Here is a 21313-nt window from a genome sequence, read left to right as displayed (position 1 = left end):
CAGCCCGGGACCGGACTGCGGCAGAGTGAGGATCAGCTGCGACGACCTCAGTCGACGACGGCGCCGCCGAGACGCTCGCCCGACTCCGCGTGGAAGAGGTGGACGTGGCCCGGCTTCGGGGTGATGTAGACGGTGTCGCCCGCGTTCGGGTGAACGCGGCCATCGACGCGGCCGACGATGTCGGTGCGCTTGCCTTCGAGCTCGGAGTGGCCGTAGAGGTAGCCGTCGGCGCCGAGCTCCTCGACGAGGTCGACCGCGACCTTCAGGCCGCCGCTCTCGGCGGACGAGACGACGACGTCCTCGGGACGGACACCGATGGTGACGGCGTTGCCGGCGTTCGCGAGGATCTCGCGCTCGATCGGGACGACCGTCGTGCCGAACTTGACGCCGCCGTCGGTGACGTCCGCGGTGAACAGGTTCATGGCGGGAGAGCCGATGAAGCCGGCGACGAAGACGTTCTTCGGCTGCGCGTACAGGTCGCGCGGGGTGCCGACCTGCTGGAGCACGCCGTCCTTGAGGACCGCGATGCGGTCGCCCATGGTGAGCGCCTCGGTCTGGTCGTGGGTGACGTAGACCGTGGTCACGCCGAGGCGGCGGGTGAGGGACGCGATCTGGGTGCGGGTCTGGACGCGGAGCTTGGCGTCGAGGTTCGACAGCGGCTCGTCCATGAGGAACACCTGCGGGGAGCGGACGATCGCGCGGCCCATGGCGACGCGCTGACGCTGACCACCGGAGAGCGCCTTCGGCTTGCGGCCGAGGTAGGGCTCCAGGTCGAGCAGCTTTGCGGCCTCGAGGACGCGGGAGGCGCGCTCGTCCTTGCCGACGCCGGCGATCTTGAGCGCGAAGCCCATGTTCTCGGCGACCGTCATGTGCGGGTACAGCGCGTAGTTCTGGAACACCATCGCGATGTCGCGGTCCTTCGGCGGGACGTCGGTGACGTTGCGCTCGCCGATGAAGATGTTGCCGTCGTTGACCTCTTCGAGGCCCGCGAGCATGCGGAGCGAGGTGGACTTGCCGCAGCCGGACGGGCCGACCAGGACGAGGAACTCCCCGTCCGCGATGTCGAGGTCGAGGGCGTCGACCGCGGGGCGGTTGGAACCCGGATAGAGCCGGGTCGCCTTGTCATACGTGACAGTAGCCATGTTTCTGTTGTCTCCTTCACCGGCAGGTACGTGCCGGACGATCCGTTGTGAGGAATAGACGTGGCGTCGACGTCCGAGGGCGTCGATGCCACGACCCCCATAGTAAGGCATCCGAAGCGCTGCTCTTACCACGAGTATTCGGGAGCCCGCCGCGCGCCGGTGTACCGCACACGGGGGCCAATCCCCAGGTGGCGCTCGGGGCGTGAGCGGGGTATGTCTGGTCTATTCCCAGACTGCCGCAATATGGTCGTCTGGTTGCGTCTGCTCACGCCACACCCGGCGGCACGTCCCCCGCGCGCCGCACCGCCTACCCCCGAGAGCCGATTCCCCCGAGATATGAGTTCCATGAACGACCCCGACGAGAGCCGCAGCGGCGACGTCCGCGCAGCCGCGCGGGAGAAAGCCCGACAGCTCCGCACGACGCAGAACCGCAGGGACCGCAGGAACAAGGCCCTGCTGTCCGGCGGCATCGTGGTCGGCGTCATCGCGGTCCTGGCCATCGTCGCGGTGGTCATCATGGGCGCGATCCGGCCCACTGTCCCCGGCCCGAAGAACATGGCGAGCGACGGCGTGGTCGTCGGCTCCGGCCTCAAGGTCAAGACGACCCCGGCGCTCGCGGCGGACGCCAAGCCGATCGCCAGCGCGCCGGACCCGAACGGCAGCTCGGTGGACATCCGCATCTACGCCGACTACCTGTGCAAGCTGTGCGGCGACTTCCAGCGCACGAACCTCAAGCAGCTCCAGCCGCTGGTGAAGGACGGCGCGGTCACGGTCGAGATGCACCCGGTCGCGATCTACACCAGCCACTCCGCGGGCACCCGCTACTCGCTGCGCGCCGCGAACGCCGCGGCCTGCGTCGCGAACTACTCGCCGAGGTCGTTCTGGGCGTTCAACCAGTCGCTGTTCCAGAACCAGCCCGCCGACGGCGGCCCGGGCCTCAGCGACGACCAGCTGAAGAAGCTCGCGGCCGCGGCCGGCGCCTCCCACTCGGACATCGACTCCTGCGTGGATGACGGCCGGTTCAAGACCTGGGTCGGCTCCGCCAGCGACCGCGCGCTCAGCGGCCCGATCCCGAACTCCAGCGTCAAGAAGATGACGAACGCGCTGCTCGTGCTCGTCAACGGCAAGCCGTACACCGGCTCGCTGACCAACGCGGACGACTTCAAGGCGTTCATCCTCCAGGCCCAGGGCGACGAGTACTCGTCGACCTCCACGCCGACGCCGTCGCCGAGCGCGGGGAGCTGAGTTCCGGCCTCCCGTCCGGCACCAGGGCGCCCGCCGCGCATCCTCTAGGATGGTTCGCGACGGGCGTCCGGCCTGTTCGCCGACTTAGCTCAGCTGGTAGAGCACTCGCCTTGTAAGCGAGCGGTCGCGAGTTCGAACCTCGCAGTCGGCTCCGTTCCTTTCCCTCTTCGCCGTGCGGCGCCGTTCGTCGCGCTTGCCGGTCGTCGTCGTCCGCTTTATCCTGATTGTGCGAAATCAGAACCAGGCGTTCGGATATAGAACACGCGATCACGACGATGTGAGGAGCCTTCCCATGCAGTTCCACCACCACGGCTACGTGTCCGGCGACCCGCACGTGCTGCCCGCGGTCGGGCCGGCCTGGTCGCCCGAGCTGCCGGAGGTCATCGACGTGCTCGTCGTCGGCTCCGGACCGGCCGGGATGGTCACCGCGGCGCAGCTCGCGCAGTTCCCCGGCGTCAGCACCCGGCTCGTGGAGCGCCGCGGCGGCCGGCTGGAGATCGGGCAGGCGGACGGCATCCAGGCACGCAGCGTCGAGACCTTCCAGGCGTTCGGGTTCGCGGAGCGGATCACCGCCGAGGCCTACCGGATCACCGAGATGGCGTTCTGGAAGCCGGACCCGGCCGACCCCACCCGGATCGTCCGGGCGGCGCGGGCGGTCGACGACCCGACCGGGATCAGCGAGTTCCCGCACCTGCTCGTCAACCAGGCGCGCGTGCTCGACTACTTCGCCGAGTTCATGACCAACGGACCGACGCGGATGCGGCCCGACTACGGCTGGGAGTTCCGCGGGCTGCGCGTCGAGGACGAGGGAGAGTACCCGGTCGTCGTCACGCTCGTGCGCAGTGCGGGTGAGAACGCGGGCGAGGAGCGGGTGGTCCGCGCCAAGTACGTGGTCGGCGCCGACGGCGCGCGCAGCAAGGTGCGCGAGTCCATCGGCTGCACCCTCGCCGGCGACCAGGCCAACCACGCCTGGGGCGTGATGGACGTGCTCGCCGTCACCGACTTCCCCGACATCCGCACCAAGTGCTCGATCCAGTCGGAGTACGGCAACATCCTGCTCATCCCGCGCGAGGGCGGCTATCTGTTCCGGATGTACGTGGACCTCGGCGCGGTGGCCGACGACGACCACGGCGCGGTGCGGGCGACGAGCATCGAGCAGATCATCGCCAAGGCCAACGAGATCCTGCACCCGTACACGCTCGACGTGCGCAACGTCGCCTGGCACAGCGTCTACGAGGTCGGCCACCGGCTGACCGACCGGTTCGACGACATCCCGCTCCACGTGCTCGGGTCGCGAACGCCGCGGGTGTTCATCGCCGGCGACGCCTGCCACACGCACAGCGCCAAGGCCGGGCAGGGGATGAACGTCTCCATCCAGGACGGCTTCAACCTCGGCTGGAAGCTCGGCCACGTGCTGCAGGGCCGCAGCCCGGAGTCGCTGCTGGCAACCTACTCGGCGGAGCGGCACGTGGTCGCCAAGAACCTGATCGACTTCGACAAGGAGTGGTCGACGCTGATGGCCACGAAGCCGGAGGACCTGAAGGACCCGTCCGAGCTGGAGGACTTCTACGTGCGCACGGCGGAGTTCCCCGCGGGATTCCTGACCGAGTACGCGCCGTCGCTGATCGTCGGAGAGCCGGAGCACCAGGAGCTCGCGACCGGGTTCCCGATCGGCAAGCGGTTCAAGTCGCCGGTCGTCGAGCGGGTCTGCGATGGGAATCCGGTGCACCTGGGGCACCACGCGACGGCGGACGGGCGCTGGCGGATCTACGTGTTCGGCGACGCGGCGGCGGCCGGGGAGGGTGCGCTGGTGCCGGCGTTCGCGGACTGGCTCACGACCTCCGCAGACTCGCCGCTCGCCGCGACCCCGCGCGGCGCGGACATCGACGCCTGGTTCGACGTGAAGGTCGTCTACCAGCAGGACCACACCGGCGTCGACCTCGGGCGGGTGCCGGAGGCGTTCCTGCCGCGGACCGGGCCGTTCGACCTGGTCGACTACGAGAAGGTGTACGCCGCGGCGCCGGGAGACGATGTGTTCGACGCCCGCGGGATCGACCGCGGCGGGGTGATCGTGGTGGTGCGGCCGGATCAGTACGTGGCGCAGGTGCTGCCGTTGGCGGGGTACGCGGAACTGGGGGAGTTCTTCGCGCCGATCCTGCGAGTGGGGGCTGAGGAGAAGGCGGCCGTCTGACGGGTGGTCGCCGGTCGGCTCAGCGCAGCTCGCCGGCGACCGTGGCCGCCGCCCGGCCGAGGCGCGCGCCGATCGCGGCCACATCCCGTCCGTTCGCCACGTACACGACCGCGAGCGCGGCGAGCGGCTGACCGTGGATGACGAGCGGCACCGCCACCGACGCCAGGCCGGGGATGACCTCGTCGTGGCTGGTCGCGAAGCCGCGTCCGCGGGCCTCCATGGCCTCCTCGCGCGGGTGACCGTCGGGCAGCTCGCCCCACTGCGCCTCGGTGAGCGCCGACTGGAGGGCGATCCCCGGCGCACCCGTGGTGATCGGGTGCCGGCTGCCCGGCCGCTGGGCGACGGCGGCCTGCGCGTGCGAGGGCTCGATGCTGACCAGGGTGACGACCTCGCCGCGGTCGAGCACGGCGAGGAAGGCGGTCATCCCGAGCTCGTTCGCGACCGCGCCGAGCTCCGGGACGGCAGCGGACTGGAGGTCGCGGGACACAGCACGGGCGAGGGTCGCCATCCGCGGCCCGAGCAGGGCGGCCCCGGCCGGGTTGCGGACGACGAGGCCGTGGTCCTCCAGCGTGCGGAGGATGCGGTAGACGATCGAGCGGTGCACGCCGAGGGAAGCGGCGAGCTCGACGATGGTGAGGGGGCGGTCGGCGTCGGCCAGCGCCTCCAGCACGCGGATGCCGCGCGAGAGCGTCTGCGAGTGCGGGGCGGCCGTGGCGTCGGGCGCTTCCGGTGCGCCCGCGTCGTCAGGTGTGCTCGCCATGCGCCCATTCTTTCGCATCCCGGGCGGGACGCGGTGACGGCCGCGGCTCAGGCCGCCGCTGCGACGAACGCGCGGGAGTACGCCCAGCGCGGCTGGCTCGTCCCCGAGCACATGTAGGCGGGGACGCCCGAGGTGCACGGCTGGTCGCGGGTCAGCTCCCACCAGCTCAGGCCGGCGAGCCCGTTCGCCTTCGCGTAGCGTCCCACTGTCGTGGCGTCGGTGAGCGTGAACTGCTCGCCGGTGTCGTTCAGGCCGAACATCGGGGTCACGGCGATCAGGCCGAGGCGCTGGGTGTCGGTCCAGGACGCGTATGCGGCGACACCCTTCAGCTGTCCCGCGGTCGCGGTGGCGGCGTCGATCGCGGCCTGTCCCATGTTCGTCACGCCGGTGCCGTAGTCCATCGTCATCACGTTCACGGCCGAGAGCTGCACGCCGGCGGCGGTGAACTCGGAGATGGTACGGACGCCGCTCGTCAGGAGGCCGTACGGCATCACAGGAAGCGTGAGCGTGACCTGCAGCGGGTGGCCCGCCGCGGCGCGCTGCCGCTGGAGGGCCGCGACCGCGGTGGCGCGGCGGATGTTCGACGCGGAGTCGGAGACGTCGGCGCCCTCGATGTCGAAGTCCACCCGGTCGAGCGAGAACCGCGAGACGACCGTCGAGTATGCGGCGAGGAGTTCGGCCGGGTCGGTGCAGACGCGGGCGAGCTCATCGTTGGCCGCGCCGCCGAAGGAGGCGACGACCCGGCCGCCCTGTGACTGGAAAGCCGTGACGTCGGCGAGGAAGTCCTGGCTGCCGCCGATCGTGTAAGCGGTGTAACCGGCCCAGGTGGGCGAGCAGGCGCTGCTGCGGTCGGCGACGATGAACGCCGCGGTGACGGCCCGCACCCCCGCCGACGACGCGAACGAGGTGAGGTCGGCGGTGGGCCAGAGGCCCATGTCGACGTAGGGGGCGATGAGGAGGGGGAGGGCGTGCCGGGGGTGGGGGACGGGGTCGGAGTGGGGGTGGGCGTGGGAGTCGGTGTGGGCGTCGGCGTCGAGGTGGCGCCTCCACCGATCGAGCACGGGAGGTTCGCCCCGACCACGCGGCAGGCGGTCGGGACCAGCGGGGCTCCCGCCGCCTTCGTCGAGGTGAGGCCGAAGGTCGCGGTCGCGCCGGGGGCGAGCGTGCCGGCGTAGGACGGCGCGGTCACGCCGAAGCCGTCGCTCGTGGTCGTGGCGGTGCCGTCCCAGAGGGTGACGACGCTGTCGGCGGTCGTGAAGGCGAGCTGCCAGGGCGACAGGGTGGTCTGCGAGGTGTTGGTGACCGAGACGGACGACTGGAAGCCGGAGGTCCACTCGGAGGTGACGGTCCAGGCGACGGTGAGGCCGGCGCCGGGAGTGGGGGATGGGGTGGCGGTCGGTGTGGGGGTGGGGGTCGGCTTGGGTGTAGGGGTCGGCGTCGGCGTGGGCGACGAGGTGGTGCCGCCCGCCGCGCCGCCGTTCACCGCGCACGGCACGCTCGCACCGGCCGACAGTCCGACGATCGTGCACGACGTCGGCACGATCGCCGCCGTCCCGACCCGGGTCGCGGTCAGGCCGAACGAGGCCGAGCCTCCCGGGGCCAGGGTCGTCGCCCAGGAGGGCGCGCCGACGGTGAGCGTCCCGGCCGGGGAGGTCGTGGAGACCGCCGACCAGATGCTGACGAGCGTGTGCGGGAAGTCGAACCGCACCTGCCACGGCTTCAGCGTCGTGCTGGTCCCATTGGCCACGGTGACCGCCGACTGGAAGCCGGTGGTCCAGGAGTTCGCGGTCGTCCAGGTGACGTTCACGCTCGGCGTCGCGGCGGCCAGTGCGCCGGAGGTCGCGACGGCGCCCGCGCCGAGAAGGCCGGCGACGGCCAGTGCGGCGATGAAAGCCTGCCGCCGATGCGAGGTGCGGCGGCCGGGGCGGAACTGCCCGAGCAGCCGGCGGACGGCCGCCTGGACTCGGTGGCCGGTCGCCCGGTGGCGTGCGGGACGGGACGCTGACTCGGGCATGGCACTCCTGACGACTTACGACGGAACGGCGAAGGGAGGTACGTCAGTCACTATCGGCCATCGCGGGGGCTCGGTCAGCGCGCCACGCAGTCACCGTCGTTCACGAGTTCACCCGGATGATCTCCTCCTGATACGGCGCCACCACATCGCCCGAGATCCGCAGGTCCAGCACCAGGAACGGGCGCTCGGCAGCCGGGCGCGCCGCCCAGCGGGCCAGCGCCTCCAAGTCCTCCGGCGTCCGCACCACGACGCCCTCCGCGCCGACCGCCGCGCCGAGCCCGGCGAAGTCGACCTCGGGGATACGCATCGGGCCCTGGGCGAGCCCCTTCAGCCCGTAGAGGTTGACCTCCGCACCGTAGGCGGCGTCGTTCCAGACCACGCACAGGCCGCGGCCTCCCGCGACGCGGACCGCGGACTCCAGGTCGGCCAGCGCCATCAGGCCGCCGCCGTCGCCGGTCGTGAGCACGATCGTCGACTCCGGGTGCGCGAGGGCGGCTCCGGCGACGCTCGGGAAGCCGAGGCCGATCGACTGGTAAGCGGTGCCGACCATGATCATCCGGTCCGGGGAGGCGACCGGCCAGTACATGTTCGCCCAGCCGATGAAGTGACCGCCGTCGGAGACGACGACGCGGTCCGTGGGCAGCAAATCGCCGATGCGGGCCGCGGCCGTGCGCGGGTCGAGGCGGCCGTCCGCGGCCAGGCCGTCGCCGGCCGGGCGCGTACGGAGTGCCGGGAGGTCGGCCGACTCGCGCCAGCCGGAGGGTGCGGCGCCGAGCGCGCGCAGCTCCTCCAGCAGCGCCTTGGCGACCACGCGGGCGTCGCCGCGCAGGTAGGCGCCGACGTTCGGGTGGGTCGCGGCGGGGGCGACGTCCACTTGGATGACGCGCGTGCCCGGCGCGAACAGGTCGCCGAAGCGCATCGTGAACTGGTTGAGGGACGCGCCGAAGACGACCGCGACGTCGGCCGAGCGGACGGCCTCCATCGCGCCCTCCGCGCCGAAGCCCCCGGTCACGCCGAGGTCGTAGCGGGCGTCGGGGAACACGCCGCGGCCGAGCGCTGTGCCCGCGGTGAGGGCGCCGGTCGCGTCGGCGAGGGCGCCGAGCGCGTCTCCCGCGCCGGCGATCCAGGCGCCGCGGCCCGCGAGGAGGAAGGGCCGCTCCGCGCCGGCGAGGGCTGCGGCGGCGTCGACGATCGCGCCGCGCGCGAACGGGCCGGCGGGGGCGAGCGGTGCGGGGAGGGCGGGCGCCGGCGCCTCGGGCACCGGGCCGGCCTCCCGGGTGGCGACGTCGTACGGGATCGCGAGCACGGTGGGCACGCGATAGGTGAGCGCGTGCTCGACCGCGATGGCCGTGGTCGCCGCGGCGTCGGTGCGGCCGACCGTGTAGGTGCGTGCGCCGACTGCGCTGGCCAGCGCGATCTGGTCCACGCCCCAGGGGCGCGGGCCGGAGGTCGGCTCGTCGCCGACGACGAGGACGAGCGGGATGTGCGCCTGGCGGGCCTCCGCCAGCGCGGTCAGGGTGTTGGTGAACCCTGCGCCGTAGGTGGCGGTGGCGGCGGCGAGCCTCCCGGACGCGCGGTGGTACGCGTCTGCGGCGACGACCGCGCCGGCCTCGTGGCGCATGGCGGTATAGGGGACGCGTCCCTCGCGCTCGATGGCGTCGAGGAAGTGGGCGTTGCCGTTGCCCATCACCCCGAAGACCTGGTCGACGTGGCGGGCGAGGGTGGCGGCGACGTGCGCGGAGACGGAGGGCATGACGGTGCCTTTCGAGACGGGAACGGAGGGTGCGATGATCCGTATGTGTCTCGCGCGCTGCTGATCCGCCGAGCGCGGCTTCGTGCCCATTTTTCGAGCACCGGGCCGTTGGACGGCCGGACGTCAGCAGTATAGCCGCTGTCGAAAAACGCGCCGCTCGTTCGACGTCCAGGTGTTCGGCATCCACGAAAGGGAGAGACATGACCGGCTACCTGATCCTCATCTACGGCGACGAGAGCCGCTGGGACGCGCTCGACCAGGAGGGGCGCGCCGCGGTCGACGACGCCCATCGGGCGTTCAACGAGAAGGCGGGCGCTGCGGTGCGTGCCGCGGGGGAGCTGCAGGCGTCGTCCACGGCGACGACGGTCCGCACCGGCCCGGACGGTGAGCCACGGCCCACCGACGGGCCGTTCTCGGAGTCCAAGGAGGTCGTCGGGGGGTTCTACGTGATCGAGGCGGAGAGCCAGGAGGAGGCGGTCGCGTTGGCGAGCTCGCTCGCGGAGGCGCGGCAGGGGCACGGCGGCATCGAGGTGCGGCCGCTCGTGAGCCGCGGCTGACGCCCGTTGTCAGGAGGACGACGGCGAGAGGAGGATGCGGTCATGACGGACACAGGGATCATCGGAGTGAACACCATCGGCATCCCGGTCGAGGACCAGGACCGGGCGCTGGCTTTCTACCGCGACATGCTCGGCTTCGCCGTGCTGGTCGACGCGCCGCTGCCGACGGGAGGGCGCTGGATCATGCTGGCGCCGCCCGGGTCGACGGTGTCGGTGTCGCTCGTGGCCGCCAGCGAGGACGTCCCGGCCGGCATCGAGACGGGCGTCCGGTTCGAGAGCGCGGACGCGGGCGCCACCCACGAGGAGCTGACCCGGCGCGGGGTGGACGTGGGGGCGCTGCTGCGCTGGCCCGGCGTGCCCGCGATGTTCCAGGCCCGCGACGCCGACGGCAACCGTTTCGAAGTGGTCGAGCGCGCGAGCTGACCGCCGAGGGGCACGTCGTTGTCACTTTTCGCGCGCGGAAGTGACAACAACGTGCCCCTCGGCGGGTGTCAGAGGTGGGTGCCGGCGAGGCGGGCGGGGTCGAAGAGCACGTCGAGGGCGCGGATGCGGCCGCCGGCGATGTCGAACGCCATGACCGACACGACCCGGCCGTCGACCACTGCGGCCACGCCCGGCCGGCCGTCGATGAGCACCGGGACGGAGGTCTGCGCGAGGCGGGCCGCGAGGGTCGCCTGCTCGGCGATGGCGGTCGCGCCCACGAGGGTCTGCAGCCGTCCGCGCCCGTAGTCGGCGTGCAGCACCGCGCCATCGTCCAGGAGCGCCAGCAGCGCCGACAGGTCGCCCTCCTGCACCGCGCGCAGCCAGGCGTCGAGCACACCGCGCTGCTCGCGCCGGGCCGGGCGCGCGGGCGGGGGCGCCTCCCGGAGCCGGCGGCGGGCGCGGGAGGCGAGCTGGCGTGCGGCGTCGGGGGAGCGGTCGAGCACCCCGGCGACCTCGTCGAACGGGAGGCCGAACACGTCGTGGAGCACGAAGGCGAGGCGTTCGGCGGGCGAGAGCGTCTCCAGCACGACCAGGAGCGCGACGCTCACCCGGTCGCCGAGCGCCGCCAACTCGGCCGGGTCGCCGAGGTCGGACACCGGCTCGTCCTGCCAGGGGAGGACCTCCCACGACCGCTCCCGCGTCCGCCGTGCGCTCTTGAGCTGGTCGAGGCAGACCCGGGAGACCACGGTGGTGAGCCAGGCGTCGAGGTTGTCGATCGCGGCGACATCGGTGCGCCGGAGGCGGAGCCAGGCCTCCTGGACCGCGTCGTCGGCGTCGGCCGCGGAGCCCAGCAGCTGGGTCGCGATCGCGCGCAGTCGCGGGCGCGCGGTCTCGAAGCGAGCTGCCAGCCGCTGGTCGTCCTCGCTCATGTCACATCCTCCGTCACCTGCTCGTCACCCTATCGACGAGGCGGTGCGCCTCGATGTGACAGGAGGACGACATGGACGGACGGATCCTGGTGACCGGCGGGACCGGCACGATCGGACGGCGGCTGGTGCCGCTGCTGGAGGGGCGCGGCGCGACCGTGCGGGTGCTGACCCGGCATGCGCCCCTGGGTGGCGCGGCGGACCACGTCGTCGGCGACGTGATGACCGGTGCGGGCCTCGACGCCGCCATGACGGGCGTGGAGGCCGTGGTCCACCTCGCCGGAGGGGCGAAGGGCGACGACGTCGCGGCGGCGAACGTCACGGCCGCGGCCGAGCGCGCAGGCGTGCGACACATCCTGACCCTCTCGGTGGTCGGCGCGGGGCGGATGCCGATCGGGTACTTCCGGGCGAAGGAGCAGGTCGAGACGATCTTCGCGGCGTCGGCGGTGCCGTCGACCGTCCTGCGGGCGGCGCAGGTCCACCAGCTCGTGCTGCGGATGGCGGCCGGGATGACCAAGCTGCCGGTGGCTCCCGCGCCGCGCATCCGCTTCGAGCCGGTGGACGCCGGGGAGGTCGCCGAACGGCTGGCCGAGCTCGCGTCGGGGTCGCCCGCCGGGATGGCCGGCGAGCTGGCCGGGCCGGAGGTGCTGGAGGCGGAGGAGCTGCTGCGCGAGTACGCCGACGCGCGCGGCCTGCGGCGCCGGTTCGTGCGCTTCGGCCTGCCGGGGAAGGTGGGCGCCGCCTACCGCGCCGGCGCCAACCTCGCCGGCGCCGACGCCCGCCGCGGCCGCACCACCTGGGCCGAATTCCTCCGCACCGCGCCTGAGCTGACCGTCGAGGGGCACGTAGACGCCCCTAAAACGCGGTCTTAGGGGCGTTTACGTGCCCTTCGGCGAGGGGGAGGCGGGCGCCGGGCCGGTGCTGGCGCGGACGACGAGGCGGGTGGGCAGCACGGACGAGCGCACCGGCTCCGGCCGGCCCTCGATCTCGGCGATGAGCAGCTCGACCGCGCGGCGGCCGGTGGCCTCGAACTCCTGGTGGATCGTGGTCAGCGGCGGCCAGAACGAGTCCGCCTCCGCCATGTCGTCGAAGCCGACCACGCTCACGTCGGCCGGCACCCGGCGGCCGGCCTCGTGGAGCGCTCGGAGGACGCCGAGCGCCATCTGGTCGTTCGCGGCGAAGACCGCGGTGATCTCGGGGCGCGCGGCGATCTCCCGTCCGTAGCCGTACCCGGCCGTGGTCGACCAGTCGCCGCGGAACACCTCCGGCACCGGGGCCCCGGCGGCCTCCAGCGTGTCCCGCCAGGCCTGCTCGCGGCGCGCGGCCGAGTACGAGTCGGCCGGCCCGGAGATGTGCCACACGGTCTCGTGGCCGAGCGAGAGCAGGTGCTCGGTCGCTTGGCGCGCGCCCTCCGCCTGGTCGGTGTCCACCTGCGGGTAGTCGGGCCGCTCGGTGGAGTCGATGACCACGACGGACAGCCCGGACGGCAGCTCCACGTCGGCGCGGTCGACGATGTGGGCCTCGATGACGATGATGATGCCGTCCACCGCCTGCTCCAGCAGGCGCGTGAAGGCGACGCTGACGTCCTGCTGGGTGGGACGCTCCACCGGCACGACGGTGATGGAGTAACCGGCGGTCGCTGCGGAGCCGGCGATCGCGTCCAGCGTCCGCATGTTGCCGTACGACGAGAGCGTGAACATCACGACGCCGATGTTGCGGAACAGCCCGGAGCGCAGCGCCCGCGCAGCGCGGTTGGGCCGGTAGCCGAGCGCCTGCATGGAGGCCAGCACGCGGTCGCGGGTGGCGCCCTCCACGTTGGTCAGGCCGTTGGCGACGCGCGACACGGTCTGGGTGGAGACCCCGGCGTGCGCTGCGACGTCGCCGAGCGACGGACCGCGGGTGCGGCCGCCGCGGCGTGCGGGCGCCGGGTCGGCGATCGACTCGGTCATGGTTCCCCATTCTGGTGAGTGCTGAGGGTGATTCCTGCCGCGACAGCCCGGAGGCGGAAACGGGACTTGCATCATGTTGACGTCAACATGCTAGGGTATGCAACCAGATGTTGACGTAAACATCCGCCGAGACACCGCAGGACACCACTGCACGCCGCGGCGAGCACCGATTCACCGAGGAAGGCCATGACAACGACGTCCCTCACGCCGGCCGCCCCGCCGGCATCCCCGCAGCGGCGCCTCCGCCGTCCGCGAAAAGACTGGCGCGGCTGGGCCTTCGTCGCCCCGTTCCTGGTCGTGTTCGCCCTCATGATCGTCGCGCCGGTGGTCTACGCGCTCTACCTCAGCCTGTTCCGCCAGCAACTCGTCGGCGGCAACGCGTTCGTCGGGCTCGACAACTACCTCGGGCTGCTGCAGGACGCGAAGTTCTGGGAGTCCTTCGGCCGGGTCGCGCTCTTCCTGGTCATCCAGGTGCCGATCATGCTCGCCCTCTCGCTCGTCGCGGCCCTCGCGCTCGACTCGGCCCGGCTGTACGGCGCCGGGTTCTTCCGCATCGCGCTCTTCCTGCCGTACGCCGTCCCCGGCGTGGTCGCGGCGCTGATCTGGGGATTCATCTACGGCGATCAGTTCGGCCTGACCGCGAGCGTCAACCACTTGCTCGGTACGCAGCTGGCTCCGCTCGCCGGGCAGTGGATCCTCGGCTCGATCGGCAACATCGTGACCTGGGAGTTCATGGGCTACAACATGCTCATCTTCTATGCGGCGCTGCGCGTCATCCCCGGTGAGCTGTACGAGGCGGCCGAGATCGACGGCGCCGGCGCGTTCCGCACCGTTTTCAGCATCAAGCTGCCCGCGGTCCGCGGCGCGATCGTCATCGCGACGATCTTCTCGATCATCGGCAGCTTCCAGCTCTTCAACGAGCCGAACCTGCTCAAGCAGCTGGCGCCCAACGCGATCAGCAGCTACTTCACGCCCAACATGTACGCCTACAACCTGTCGTTCGCCGGTCAGCAGTTCAACTACGCGGCGACGGTCGCGATCGTGATGGGCGTCATCACCGCGGTGATCGCCTACGTCGTCCAGCTCCGGGGCTCGCGCAAGGAGGTCCGCTGATGACCGCGCTCACCGAACGCCGCAAAGCGCCCTCGCGCGCCGCCGCCCGCTCCAACCGCGCCGCCCGTGCGGCCGCGCCGGTCTCCGGTCGCCGCACCCGCAAGTCGACCGTGCTCACCGTCGTGATGATCGTGTTCACGCTCTACTCGTTCGTGCCGCTGGTCTGGCTGATCGTCAACGCGACGAAGAGCCAGCCCGACCTGTACTCGTCGTTCGGGCTCTGGTTCGGCAAGGACTTCAACCTCTTCGAGAACCTCGCGCAGCTGTTCACCTACCGCGACGGGATCTTCCTGCAGTGGCTCGGCAACACGCTCCTCTATGTCGTGGTGGGCGCGGGCGGGGCGACGCTGCTCGCCACGGTCGCCGGGTACGGGATGGCCAAGTTCAACTTCCCGGGGAAGCGGCTGGTGTTCGCCGTCGTGCTGGGCGCGATCGCGGTGCCCGGCACGGCGCTGGCCGTCCCGACCTTCCTGATGTTCAGCCAGGTGGGGCTCACGAACACCCCGTGGGCGGTCATCCTGCCGTCGCTGATCAGCCCGTTCGGCTTCTACCTGATCTGGACCTACGCCAGCGAGGCCATCCCGACCGAGCTGCTGGAGGCCGCCCGGATGGACGGCGCCGGCGAGTTCCGCACCTTCTTCACCATCTCGCTCCGCCTCCTCGCCCCCGGAGTCGTGACCGTCGCGCTGTTCGCGATCGTCGCCACCTGGAACAACTACTTCCTGCCGCTCATCATGCTCAGCGACCCGACCTGGTACCCCTCACGGTCGGCCTCAGCCAGTGGAGCGCGCAGGCGACCGGGGTCGGCGCCCAGCCGATCTTCAACCTCGTGATCACCGGGTCGCTCGTCACGATCATCCCGATCGTGGCCGCGTTCCTGGTGCTCCAGCGCTACTGGCAGTCGGGTCTGGCCGCCGGAAGCGTCAAGCAGTGAACACAGCACGTCCCTCCCACCCACAAGGAAGTGAAAGGAACACCACCATGAAGCGCATCCTGCGTTCACGGAACCTGCGCCGGTTGGCGACCGCCGTCGTCGCGAGCGCCGTCATCGGCGCCTCGCTCGCCGCGTGCTCGTCGGGCTCCGGCTCCACCGGCGGCGGCAGCTCCTCCGACGTCGACGCGGCCCTCAAGCAGGGCGGCACGATCACGTACTGGTCGTGGACCCCGTCGGCGGAGGCCCAGGTCGCCGCGTTCGAGAAGGCCTACCCGAAGGTGAAGGTCAAGCTCGTCAACGCCGGCACCAACACCACCGAGTACACCAAGCTGCAGAATGCGATCAAAGCCGGCTCCGGCGCGCCCGACGTCGCCCAGGTCGAGTACTACGCCATCCCGCAGTTCGCGCTCTCCGACTCGCTCGTCGACCTGAAGCAGTACGGCTTCGACTCGCTCAAGAGCGACTACACGCCCGGTCCGTGGGGCTCGGTCAACGTCGGCGGCAAGCTCGTCGGCCTCCCGCAGGACAGCGGCCCCATGGCGATGTTCTACAACAAGACGGTCTTCGACAAGTACGGCCTGACCGTCCCGAAGACGTGGGACGAGTACGTCGCCGACGCGCAGAAGCTGCACGCGGCCGACCCGACCAAGTACATCACCAGCGACTCGGGCGACTCCGGCTTCACCACCTCGATGATCTGGCAGGCCGGCGGCCGGCCGTTCCAGGTGGACGGCACCAAGGTGTCGATCAACCTGCAGGACGAGGGCAGCAAGAAGTGGACCGGCACCTGGGACAAGCTGGTGCAGGGCAAGCTGCTCTCCACCGTCCCCGGCTGGAGCGACGACTGGTTCAAGGCGCTCGGCAACGGCTCGATCGCGACCCTGGTCACCGGTGCCTGGATGCCCGGCGTGCTGGAGTCCTCGGTCAAGGACGGCTCCGGCCAGTGGCGTGTCGCGCCCATCCCGACCTACGACGGCACCCCGACCAACGCGGAGAACGGCGGCGGCGCGCAGGTCGTGCTCAAGCAGTCGAAGAACCAGGCGCTCGCCGCGGGCTTCCTCAAGTGGCTGAACAACGACCCGGCGTCGATCGAGGTGTTCCTGCGGTCCGGCGGCTTCCCGTCCACGACCAAGGACCTGAACTCGTCCGACTTCCTCGCCCAGGCGCCGGAGTACTTCGGCGGCCAGAAGATCAACGAGGTGCTCGTCGACGGCGCGAAGAACGTCTCCACCGGCTGGCAGTACCTGCCCTTCCAGGTCTACGCGAACAGCATCTACGGCGACACCGTCGGCCAGTCGTACACCTCGAACTCCAGCCTGAACCCCGGCCTGCAGGCCTGGCAGAAGGCGCTGGTGAGCTACGGCAACCAGCAGGGCTTCACGGTCAGCGGCAAGTAACAACCATCCACCGGCCCTCGGGCGTCCGCTGTCGTACGGCGGGCGCCCGGGGAGGAGAGAGCACATGAGCACGTTCGAGATCGCCGGGGACGACTTCTTCCTCGACGGCCGTCCCCACCGCATCCTGTCGGGGGCGATCCACTACTTCCGCGTCCACCCCGACGACTGGGCCGACCGCATCCGCAAGGCGCGGCTGATGGGCCTGAACACCGTCGAGACGTACGTGCCGTGGAATGCCCACGAGCCGCGGCCGGGCGAGTGGACCGCGGAAGGCGCGCTCGACCTGGCGCGCTTCCTGCGCACGGTGCAGGAGGAGGGGATGCACGCGATCGTGCGGCCCGGGCCGTACATCTGCGCCGAGTGGGACAACGGCGGACTGCCGGCGTGGCTGTTCACGGACCCGGCGGTCGGCATCCGGCGCTCGGAGCCGGTGTTCCTGGCGGCGGTCACGGCGTTCCTGGAGCGGGTGCTCGCGATCGTCCGCCCGTTGCAGGTGACGGAGGGCGGCCCGGTGCTGCTCGTGCAGGTCGAGAACGAGTACGGCGCGTACGGCGACGACAAGGACTACCTCCGGCACCTCGTGGAGGTCATCCGGGTCGCGGGCATCACCGTCCCGCTGACCACGGTCGACCAGCCGGAGCCGGCGATGCTCGAGAACGGCTCGCTGCCCGGCCTCCTCAAGACGGCCTCCTTCGGTTCCCGCTCGCGCGAACGGCTCGCCACCCTCCGCGAGCACCAGCCGACCGGCCCGCTGATGTGCTCCGAGTTCTGGGACGGCTGGTTCGACCACTGGGGCGCGCACCACCACACGACCTCCGTCGAGCAGTCCGCCGCCGACCTGGACGAGCTTCTCGCGCTCGGCGCCTCGGTCAACATCTACATGTTCCACGGCGGCACGAACTTCGGCTTCACGAACGGCGCTAACGACAAGGGCGTCTACCAGCCGATCGTCACCAGCTACGACTACGACGCCCCGCTGGACGAGGCGGGAGAGCCCACCGAGAAGTTCTGGGCGTTCCGCGACGTGATCGTCAAGCACGCGCCGGTCCCCGCGGAGGAGCCCGTCGTGGCCGCCGCCGCGCCCGCGTTCAGCGTGCCGTTCCTCGACGCCGTCCCGCTGTTCGCGGTCGCGCCGAAGCTGGGCGACTGGCAGCACACCGACGACCTCCCGACCTTCGACGCGCTCGGTCACTACGCGGGGTTCGGGCTCTACCGCACCGAGATCGACACGACTGAGCCCGCGGTGCTGGAGTTCGGCGAGGTGCGCGACCGCGCCTACGTCTTCGTCGGCTCCACCCGCGTCGGCGTGCTCGCCCGCGACCACCACGACAGCGCGATCACCCTCTCACCGAGCCGCGGCACGCTCACCGTGCTCGTGGAGGACCAGGGCCGCGTCGACTACGGCCCCCGGATCGGCGAGCCGAAGGGCCTGATCGGCCCGGTCCGGCTGAACGGCGAGGGACTGCGGCGCTGGAGCGTGCTCCCGCTGCCCCTGCCATCGCTGGACTCCGTGCGCGCCGAGCTCGACGCCGCGGGCATCGCGGTGGAGCGCGAACCCGAGCGGCTCGCCGGGCCGGTGTTCGCGCGCGCCACCTTCGACCTGGAGGAGCAGGGGACGCTGTTCCTCGACACGACCGGATGGGGCAAGGGCGTCGCCTGGATCAACGGCTTCAACCTCGGCCGCTACTGGACCCGCGGCCCCCAGGAGACGCTGCACGTCCCCGCGCCGATCACCCGCGCCGGGCGCAACGAGCTCGTGATCCTGGAGCTGGAGTCCGCCGCCGACGCGACCGCGGCGTTCGTCTCCGAGCCGCGCCTCGGCCACACCGACTTCTGACGCCGAGGAACGTCAGGAGGGGTCGGGGTCGAGGTCGCGGCGGTTGCGGAGCTCGGCCTCCAGCTGCCGGATGCGGTCGTCCTCGATCTCCCGTTCGAGGGCGGCCAGCTGCTCCTCCGTCGACAGCGGCCGGGCGGCCGGGGCCGCCTGCTCGCGGACGACGTACGTCCCCCGCGGGCGGCGGTACCCGGCGCCGCTGTACTCCCGCCCGACCGCGAACCACAGCACGCCCCCGATCAGCGGGAGCAGGATCACGATGAAGATCCAGGCCACCTTCGGCAGGTGCTTCACCTGACTGCTGTCGCGCAGGATGATGTCGATGAGTGCGACGACGAAGAAGACGAGGATCAGCAGGGGGACGACGGCCATGCGCCGAGTCTAGGGTGAGGCCCGCTCACCCCCAGACCATGAAGGGCCGCAGTTCCAGCTGGCCATTGCGTGCCATCGGGTGCCGGGAGGCGATCTCGATGGCCTCGTCCAGGTCCTCGACGTCCAGGATGTCGAAGCCGCAGATGACTTCCTTCGTCTCGGTGAAGGGCCCGTCGGTCACGTAGCGCTTGCCGTCGCGCACGCGGACGACGCGCGACTCGGACTGCGGCTGGAGCACCTCCCCGATGATCCGCTTGCCGCTGGCGTCGAGCGGGTCCACCCAGAGGTCGACGTCGGACTCGTCGGTCTCGGTGTCCGGCTGGGAGTCGGTGATCACGAACATCATGTACTTCATCGGGGTGGGTCCTTTCGGAATCGGATTGTCGGTTCACTCGGACGTCGAACGGAGCGGCCGCCGCTCGACATTCCGTCGCCCGAGGATGAGCCGGTACACGACGTACTCCACGGTCCCCGCCACAGCGGCGGCCCCCAGCGGCTCGCTGAACCAGCCGAGGTAGGTCGCCGGCGTGGTCAGCCAGAGCAGGATGTAGCCGACGTACGCGACCACGAACGCGCTCGCCGTGGCGCAGACGTGCCGCCACCAGTGGATGCCGCCCGGCCGGGCGCGCGCGAACCAGGCGTAGTGGACGGCCGCGCTGACGAACCCCACGCCCGCGGCCGCCGGGCCGTAGAGGAAGAGCTGCGGGCTGAGCAGTTCGCGCTTGGTGTCGCTGCCCAGCTCATAGTCGATGATGTGCAGGAAGCCGACGACGGCGCCCGCCAGCACGCCGGTGATCAGGATGATCAGGCGCGCGTCCCTCCCGAGCAGAGGGTGGTGGTGGTGCGCGGTCGTCACGCGCCCGACGATACTGTGCGGGCGGCGGGGGCGTCCAGCGTCCCGCCCGAGCGGTCGTCCGATCTGGTTAGTGTAGCCTTACCTTACTCATCCTCCCGCCCCGCTCCCCGGCCCGAAGGGAACCGCTGTGCCCGTGCTCGCCACGCCGCTCACCGATCGTCCGGCGTACCGGCCGTATCGCGCGCAGGTGCTGGGGCTCCGGAGGCTGAGCCCGGGCTTCGCACGCGTGAGCCTTTCCTGCGACGAGTTCGAGACCTTCGGCATCGAGCGGCTGGACCAGCGGATCAAGCTGGTCTTCCCGCTCCAGGACGGCAGCTTCAGCCCGCTCGACGCGGGCGACTGGTACGGCCACTGGCGCGCGCTGCCCGAGCACCGCCGCAATCCGTTCCGCACCTACACGGTGCGCGACGTCGACCCGCACGAGCGCCGCGTCGACGTGGACTTCGTCGTGCACGGAGACGGCGGCCCGGCCGCTCGCTGGCTGGCCTCCGCGGCGCCGGGGGACGAGCTCGTGGTGATCGGTCCGGACGCGCTCAGCCCGCACTCCGGGGTCGGCATCGACTGGAGGCCGGGGGAGGCCACCGAGCTGCTCCTCGCGGGCGACGAGACCGCGGCCCCGGCGATCGCCTCGATCCTGGAGGCGCTGCCGCCGACGCGCACGGCGCACGCGTTCATCGAGGTGCCGACCGGCGCCGATGCCCTGCCGCTCCGGGTCGGACGGAACGTCGAGGTCACGTGGGTGCCGCGGGACGGCGGCGAGCACGGCTGCGCCCTCCTCCCTGCGGTGACCGGCTGGCTGGCCGGGCACCTGGACGTGGTCGCGGCGGCCGCAGCGGGACGCACACAGCGCCTGGAGGAGGTCGACGTGGACGCGGACATCCTGTGGGACAGCCCGGGGGAGGCCTCCGGCGGGTTCTACGCCTGGATCGCGGGGGAGTCGGGCGTCGTGAAGACGCTCCGCAGGCTCCTCGTGCGCGGGCACGGGATCGACCGCGGGCGGGTGGCGTTCATGGGGTACTGGCGGCTGGGGCGGGCGGAGCAGGCCTAGCGCGCTACTTGCCGTTGACCTCGGTGCCCGAGAACGTCTCGGGATAGTTGCTCAGCCAGGTCCAATGGCTCACCGGCCAGCTCACCACGAAGGCCCGGCCGACGACGTCGCTCAGCGGCACGAAACCCTTGGTCGGGTCGTCCATGTGGTACCGGGAGTCCGCAGAGTTGTAGCGGTTGTCGCCCATGACCCAGACCTTGCCGGCAGGCACGGTCACGTCGAACGGCTTGGCCGACACCGCCTGCTGCCCCGCCGGCAGCAGCACGTACGGCTCCTTGAGCGGCACCCCGTTCACGCTCATCTGACCGAGCGCGTTGCAGCAGGTGATGTGGTCGCCCGGGAGGCCGATCAGGCGCTTCACGAGGTGCTGGTCGCTGTCCGACGCGCCGAGGCCGACGAAGTCGAGCACGGCCCCGACGCCCTGCTGGATGGGGTTGCCGGTCTTCGGCGCCGCGGCGGGCAGCCAGCCGCCCGGATCCTTGAACACGACGACATCCCCGCGGGAGAGCGGGAAGACCGACGGCTGCAGCTCGTTGACGATGATCCGGTCGTTGATCTGGAGGGTGTTCTCCATCGAGCCCGAGGGGATGTAGAACGAGCGGGCCACGAACGTCTTGATCAGGAACGAGACCAGCACCGCGATCACGAAGATCACCACGACGTCGCGGAGGAGCACCTTCCAGCCGGACTTGCGGGTGGCTCGACGGGGTCGCATGGTCTCGGTGCTGTCGGTCACAAGGCTTCACGCTAGCGTGCCCAGGCTGTGAGACGCATCCGACCCCCTGACGAGGGATTGTCC

19 protein-coding genes, 1 tRNA gene and 2 pseudogenes are annotated in these 21313 nt (G+C 71.4%); 11 read left to right on the top strand and 11 right to left on the bottom strand.

The window, feature by feature from the left end; genetic code table 11:
• Positions 1-47 precede the first annotated feature (47 nt).
• Positions 48-1142, bottom strand: a complete 1095-nt coding sequence (locus ACQ86L_RS06990; protein WP_434318250.1) for an ABC transporter ATP-binding protein — start codon at positions 1140-1142, stop codon at positions 48-50.
• 345 nt (positions 1143-1487) lie between these two features.
• Between ACQ86L_RS06990 and ACQ86L_RS06985 the strand changes: the two genes are divergently transcribed.
• The 3 genes from ACQ86L_RS06985 to ACQ86L_RS06975 all read left to right on the top strand — a co-directional run bounded on the left by ACQ86L_RS06985 (position 1488) and on the right by ACQ86L_RS06975 (position 4578).
• Positions 1488-2387 (top strand): DsbA family protein, encoded by a 900-nt coding sequence (locus ACQ86L_RS06985; protein ID WP_434318249.1) that lies wholly within the window; start codon positions 1488-1490, stop codon positions 2385-2387.
• Positions 2388-2465: 78 nt separating this feature from the next.
• Positions 2466-2538 (top strand) — tRNA-Thr (locus ACQ86L_RS06980).
• A 141-nt stretch (positions 2539-2679) separates the two neighbouring features.
• Positions 2680-4578 carry an FAD-binding monooxygenase gene (locus ACQ86L_RS06975; protein WP_434318248.1) on the top strand — a complete coding sequence of 633 codons (1899 nt, stop codon included), beginning with the start codon at positions 2680-2682 and terminating at the stop codon, positions 4576-4578.
• Between the two features lie 19 nt (positions 4579-4597).
• Here the strand turns inward: ACQ86L_RS06975 and ACQ86L_RS06970 are convergent, their stop codons facing one another.
• The 4 genes and pseudogenes from ACQ86L_RS06970 to ACQ86L_RS06955 all read right to left on the bottom strand — a co-directional run bounded on the left by ACQ86L_RS06970 (position 4598) and on the right by ACQ86L_RS06955 (position 9105).
• Positions 4598-5338: an IclR family transcriptional regulator gene (locus tag ACQ86L_RS06970; protein ID WP_434318247.1), complete on the bottom strand. Its 741-nt coding sequence runs from the start codon at positions 5336-5338 to the stop codon at positions 4598-4600.
• Between the two features lie 47 nt (positions 5339-5385).
• Complete coding sequence (locus tag ACQ86L_RS06965) at positions 5386-6399, bottom strand: chitinase (protein WP_434318246.1); 1014 nt, start codon at positions 6397-6399, stop codon at positions 5386-5388.
• A gap of 20 nt (positions 6400-6419) precedes the next feature.
• Positions 6420-7352: pseudogene (locus tag ACQ86L_RS06960) on the bottom strand (cellulose binding domain-containing protein); the annotation flags it as partial.
• Positions 7353-7452: 100 nt separating this feature from the next.
• The gene (locus ACQ86L_RS06955) at positions 7453-9105 is read right to left on the bottom strand and encodes a thiamine pyrophosphate-binding protein (protein WP_434318245.1); all 1653 of its coding nucleotides are present in this window, start codon (positions 9103-9105) and stop codon (positions 7453-7455) included.
• Between the two features lie 200 nt (positions 9106-9305).
• Here ACQ86L_RS06955 and ACQ86L_RS06950 point away from each other — a divergent pair, with 200 nt between their 5' ends.
• Both ACQ86L_RS06950 and ACQ86L_RS06945 read left to right on the top strand, forming a co-directional pair.
• Positions 9306-9662, top strand: coding sequence for a YciI family protein (locus ACQ86L_RS06950; RefSeq protein WP_434318244.1), 357 nt, complete (start codon positions 9306-9308; stop codon positions 9660-9662).
• Positions 9663-9704: 42 nt separating this feature from the next.
• Positions 9705-10085 carry a VOC family protein gene (locus ACQ86L_RS06945; protein WP_434318243.1) on the top strand — a complete coding sequence of 127 codons (381 nt, stop codon included), beginning with the start codon at positions 9705-9707 and terminating at the stop codon, positions 10083-10085.
• Positions 10086-10153: 68 nt separating this feature from the next.
• Here ACQ86L_RS06945 and ACQ86L_RS06940 read toward each other — a convergent pair whose 3' ends face one another.
• Positions 10154-11014 carry a sigma-70 family RNA polymerase sigma factor gene (locus tag ACQ86L_RS06940; protein WP_434318242.1) on the bottom strand — a complete coding sequence of 287 codons (861 nt, stop codon included), beginning with the start codon at positions 11012-11014 and terminating at the stop codon, positions 10154-10156.
• Between the two features lie 71 nt (positions 11015-11085).
• Between ACQ86L_RS06940 and ACQ86L_RS06935 the strand changes: the two genes are divergently transcribed.
• Positions 11086-11883, top strand: coding sequence for an SDR family oxidoreductase (locus tag ACQ86L_RS06935; RefSeq protein WP_434318241.1), 798 nt, complete (start codon positions 11086-11088; stop codon positions 11881-11883).
• Positions 11884-11889: 6 nt separating this feature from the next.
• On the opposite strand, the gene ACQ86L_RS06930 is transcribed toward ACQ86L_RS06935, so the two are convergent.
• Positions 11890-12960 carry a LacI family DNA-binding transcriptional regulator gene (locus tag ACQ86L_RS06930; RefSeq protein ID WP_434318240.1) on the bottom strand — a complete coding sequence of 357 codons (1071 nt, stop codon included), beginning with the start codon at positions 12958-12960 and terminating at the stop codon, positions 11890-11892.
• A gap of 186 nt (positions 12961-13146) precedes the next feature.
• Here ACQ86L_RS06930 and ACQ86L_RS06925 point away from each other — a divergent pair, with 186 nt between their 5' ends.
• The 4 genes and pseudogenes from ACQ86L_RS06925 (at position 13147) to ACQ86L_RS06910 (ending at position 18241) form a co-directional block, all read left to right on the top strand.
• Positions 13147-14073, top strand: coding sequence for a carbohydrate ABC transporter permease (locus tag ACQ86L_RS06925; protein ID WP_434318239.1), 927 nt, complete (start codon positions 13147-13149; stop codon positions 14071-14073).
• A pseudogene (locus tag ACQ86L_RS06920) lies at positions 14073-15007 on the top strand (carbohydrate ABC transporter permease). The gene ACQ86L_RS06925 and the pseudogene ACQ86L_RS06920 overlap by 1 nt, the downstream one beginning before the upstream one ends.
• 47 nt (positions 15008-15054) lie before the next feature.
• Positions 15055-16404, top strand: a complete 1350-nt coding sequence (locus ACQ86L_RS06915) for an ABC transporter substrate-binding protein (protein WP_434318238.1) — start codon at positions 15055-15057, stop codon at positions 16402-16404.
• 64 nt (positions 16405-16468) lie between these two features.
• A complete protein-coding gene (locus ACQ86L_RS06910; RefSeq protein WP_434318237.1) occupies positions 16469-18241 on the top strand; it encodes a glycoside hydrolase family 35 protein in 1773 nt (590 codons plus the stop codon).
• A gap of 12 nt (positions 18242-18253) precedes the next feature.
• Here the strand turns inward: ACQ86L_RS06910 and ACQ86L_RS06905 are convergent, their stop codons facing one another.
• The 3 genes from ACQ86L_RS06905 to ACQ86L_RS06895 are packed head-to-tail and all read right to left on the bottom strand — an operon-like array spanning position 18254 to position 19466.
• Entirely contained in the window at positions 18254-18610 is a 357-nt protein-coding gene (locus ACQ86L_RS06905; protein ID WP_434318236.1) for a PLD nuclease N-terminal domain-containing protein, read from the bottom strand.
• Between the two features lie 25 nt (positions 18611-18635).
• Positions 18636-18965: a YciI family protein gene (locus ACQ86L_RS06900; RefSeq protein WP_434318235.1), complete on the bottom strand. Its 330-nt coding sequence runs from the start codon at positions 18963-18965 to the stop codon at positions 18636-18638.
• 33 nt (positions 18966-18998) lie between these two features.
• Complete coding sequence (locus tag ACQ86L_RS06895; protein WP_434318234.1) at positions 18999-19466, bottom strand: hypothetical protein; 468 nt, start codon at positions 19464-19466, stop codon at positions 18999-19001.
• A 127-nt stretch (positions 19467-19593) separates the two neighbouring features.
• Between ACQ86L_RS06895 and ACQ86L_RS06890 the strand changes: the two genes are divergently transcribed.
• Positions 19594-20514, top strand: a complete 921-nt coding sequence (locus ACQ86L_RS06890) for a siderophore-interacting protein (protein ID WP_434318233.1) — start codon at positions 19594-19596, stop codon at positions 20512-20514.
• A 4-nt stretch (positions 20515-20518) separates the two neighbouring features.
• Here ACQ86L_RS06890 and lepB read toward each other — a convergent pair whose 3' ends face one another.
• On the bottom strand, positions 20519-21229 hold the full coding sequence (gene lepB / locus ACQ86L_RS06885) for a signal peptidase I (protein ID WP_434318855.1): 711 nt from the start codon (positions 21227-21229) through the stop codon (positions 20519-20521).
• Positions 21230-21313: the final 84 nt, after the last annotated feature.

Source organism: Leifsonia sp. P73, assembly GCF_051059105.1.
In the GTDB taxonomy this organism is placed as follows: Bacteria; Actinomycetota; Actinomycetes; order Actinomycetales; family Microbacteriaceae; genus Leifsonia.
The sequence above is the reverse complement of the archived record's forward strand: the minus strand, read 5'-3'. Positions and strand labels throughout refer to the sequence as shown.

Coding starts and splice junctions, on each gene's coding strand:
- ACQ86L_RS06990 (WP_434318250.1), bottom strand. CDS start 1,142: ATGGCTACTGTCACGTATGACAAGGCGACCCGGCTCTATCCGGGTTCC.
- ACQ86L_RS06985 (WP_434318249.1), top strand. CDS start 1,488: ATGAACGACCCCGACGAGAGCCGCAGCGGCGACGTCCGCGCAGCCGCG.
- ACQ86L_RS06975 (WP_434318248.1), top strand. CDS start 2,680: ATGCAGTTCCACCACCACGGCTACGTGTCCGGCGACCCGCACGTGCTG.
- ACQ86L_RS06970 (WP_434318247.1), bottom strand. CDS start 5,338: ATGGCGAGCACACCTGACGACGCGGGCGCACCGGAAGCGCCCGACGCC.
- ACQ86L_RS06955 (WP_434318245.1), bottom strand. CDS start 9,105: ATGCCCTCCGTCTCCGCGCACGTCGCCGCCACCCTCGCCCGCCACGTC.
- ACQ86L_RS06950 (WP_434318244.1), top strand. CDS start 9,306: ATGACCGGCTACCTGATCCTCATCTACGGCGACGAGAGCCGCTGGGAC.
- ACQ86L_RS06945 (WP_434318243.1), top strand. CDS start 9,705: ATGACGGACACAGGGATCATCGGAGTGAACACCATCGGCATCCCGGTC.
- ACQ86L_RS06940 (WP_434318242.1), bottom strand. CDS start 11,014: ATGAGCGAGGACGACCAGCGGCTGGCAGCTCGCTTCGAGACCGCGCGC.
- ACQ86L_RS06935 (WP_434318241.1), top strand. CDS start 11,086: ATGGACGGACGGATCCTGGTGACCGGCGGGACCGGCACGATCGGACGG.
- ACQ86L_RS06930 (WP_434318240.1), bottom strand. CDS start 12,960: ATGACCGAGTCGATCGCCGACCCGGCGCCCGCACGCCGCGGCGGCCGC.
- ACQ86L_RS06925 (WP_434318239.1), top strand. CDS start 13,147: ATGACAACGACGTCCCTCACGCCGGCCGCCCCGCCGGCATCCCCGCAG.
- ACQ86L_RS06915 (WP_434318238.1), top strand. CDS start 15,055: ATGAAGCGCATCCTGCGTTCACGGAACCTGCGCCGGTTGGCGACCGCC.
- ACQ86L_RS06910 (WP_434318237.1), top strand. CDS start 16,469: ATGAGCACGTTCGAGATCGCCGGGGACGACTTCTTCCTCGACGGCCGT.
- ACQ86L_RS06905 (WP_434318236.1), bottom strand. CDS start 18,610: ATGGCCGTCGTCCCCCTGCTGATCCTCGTCTTCTTCGTCGTCGCACTC.
- ACQ86L_RS06900 (WP_434318235.1), bottom strand. CDS start 18,965: ATGAAGTACATGATGTTCGTGATCACCGACTCCCAGCCGGACACCGAG.
- lepB (WP_434318855.1), bottom strand. CDS start 21,229: ATGCGACCCCGTCGAGCCACCCGCAAGTCCGGCTGGAAGGTGCTCCTC.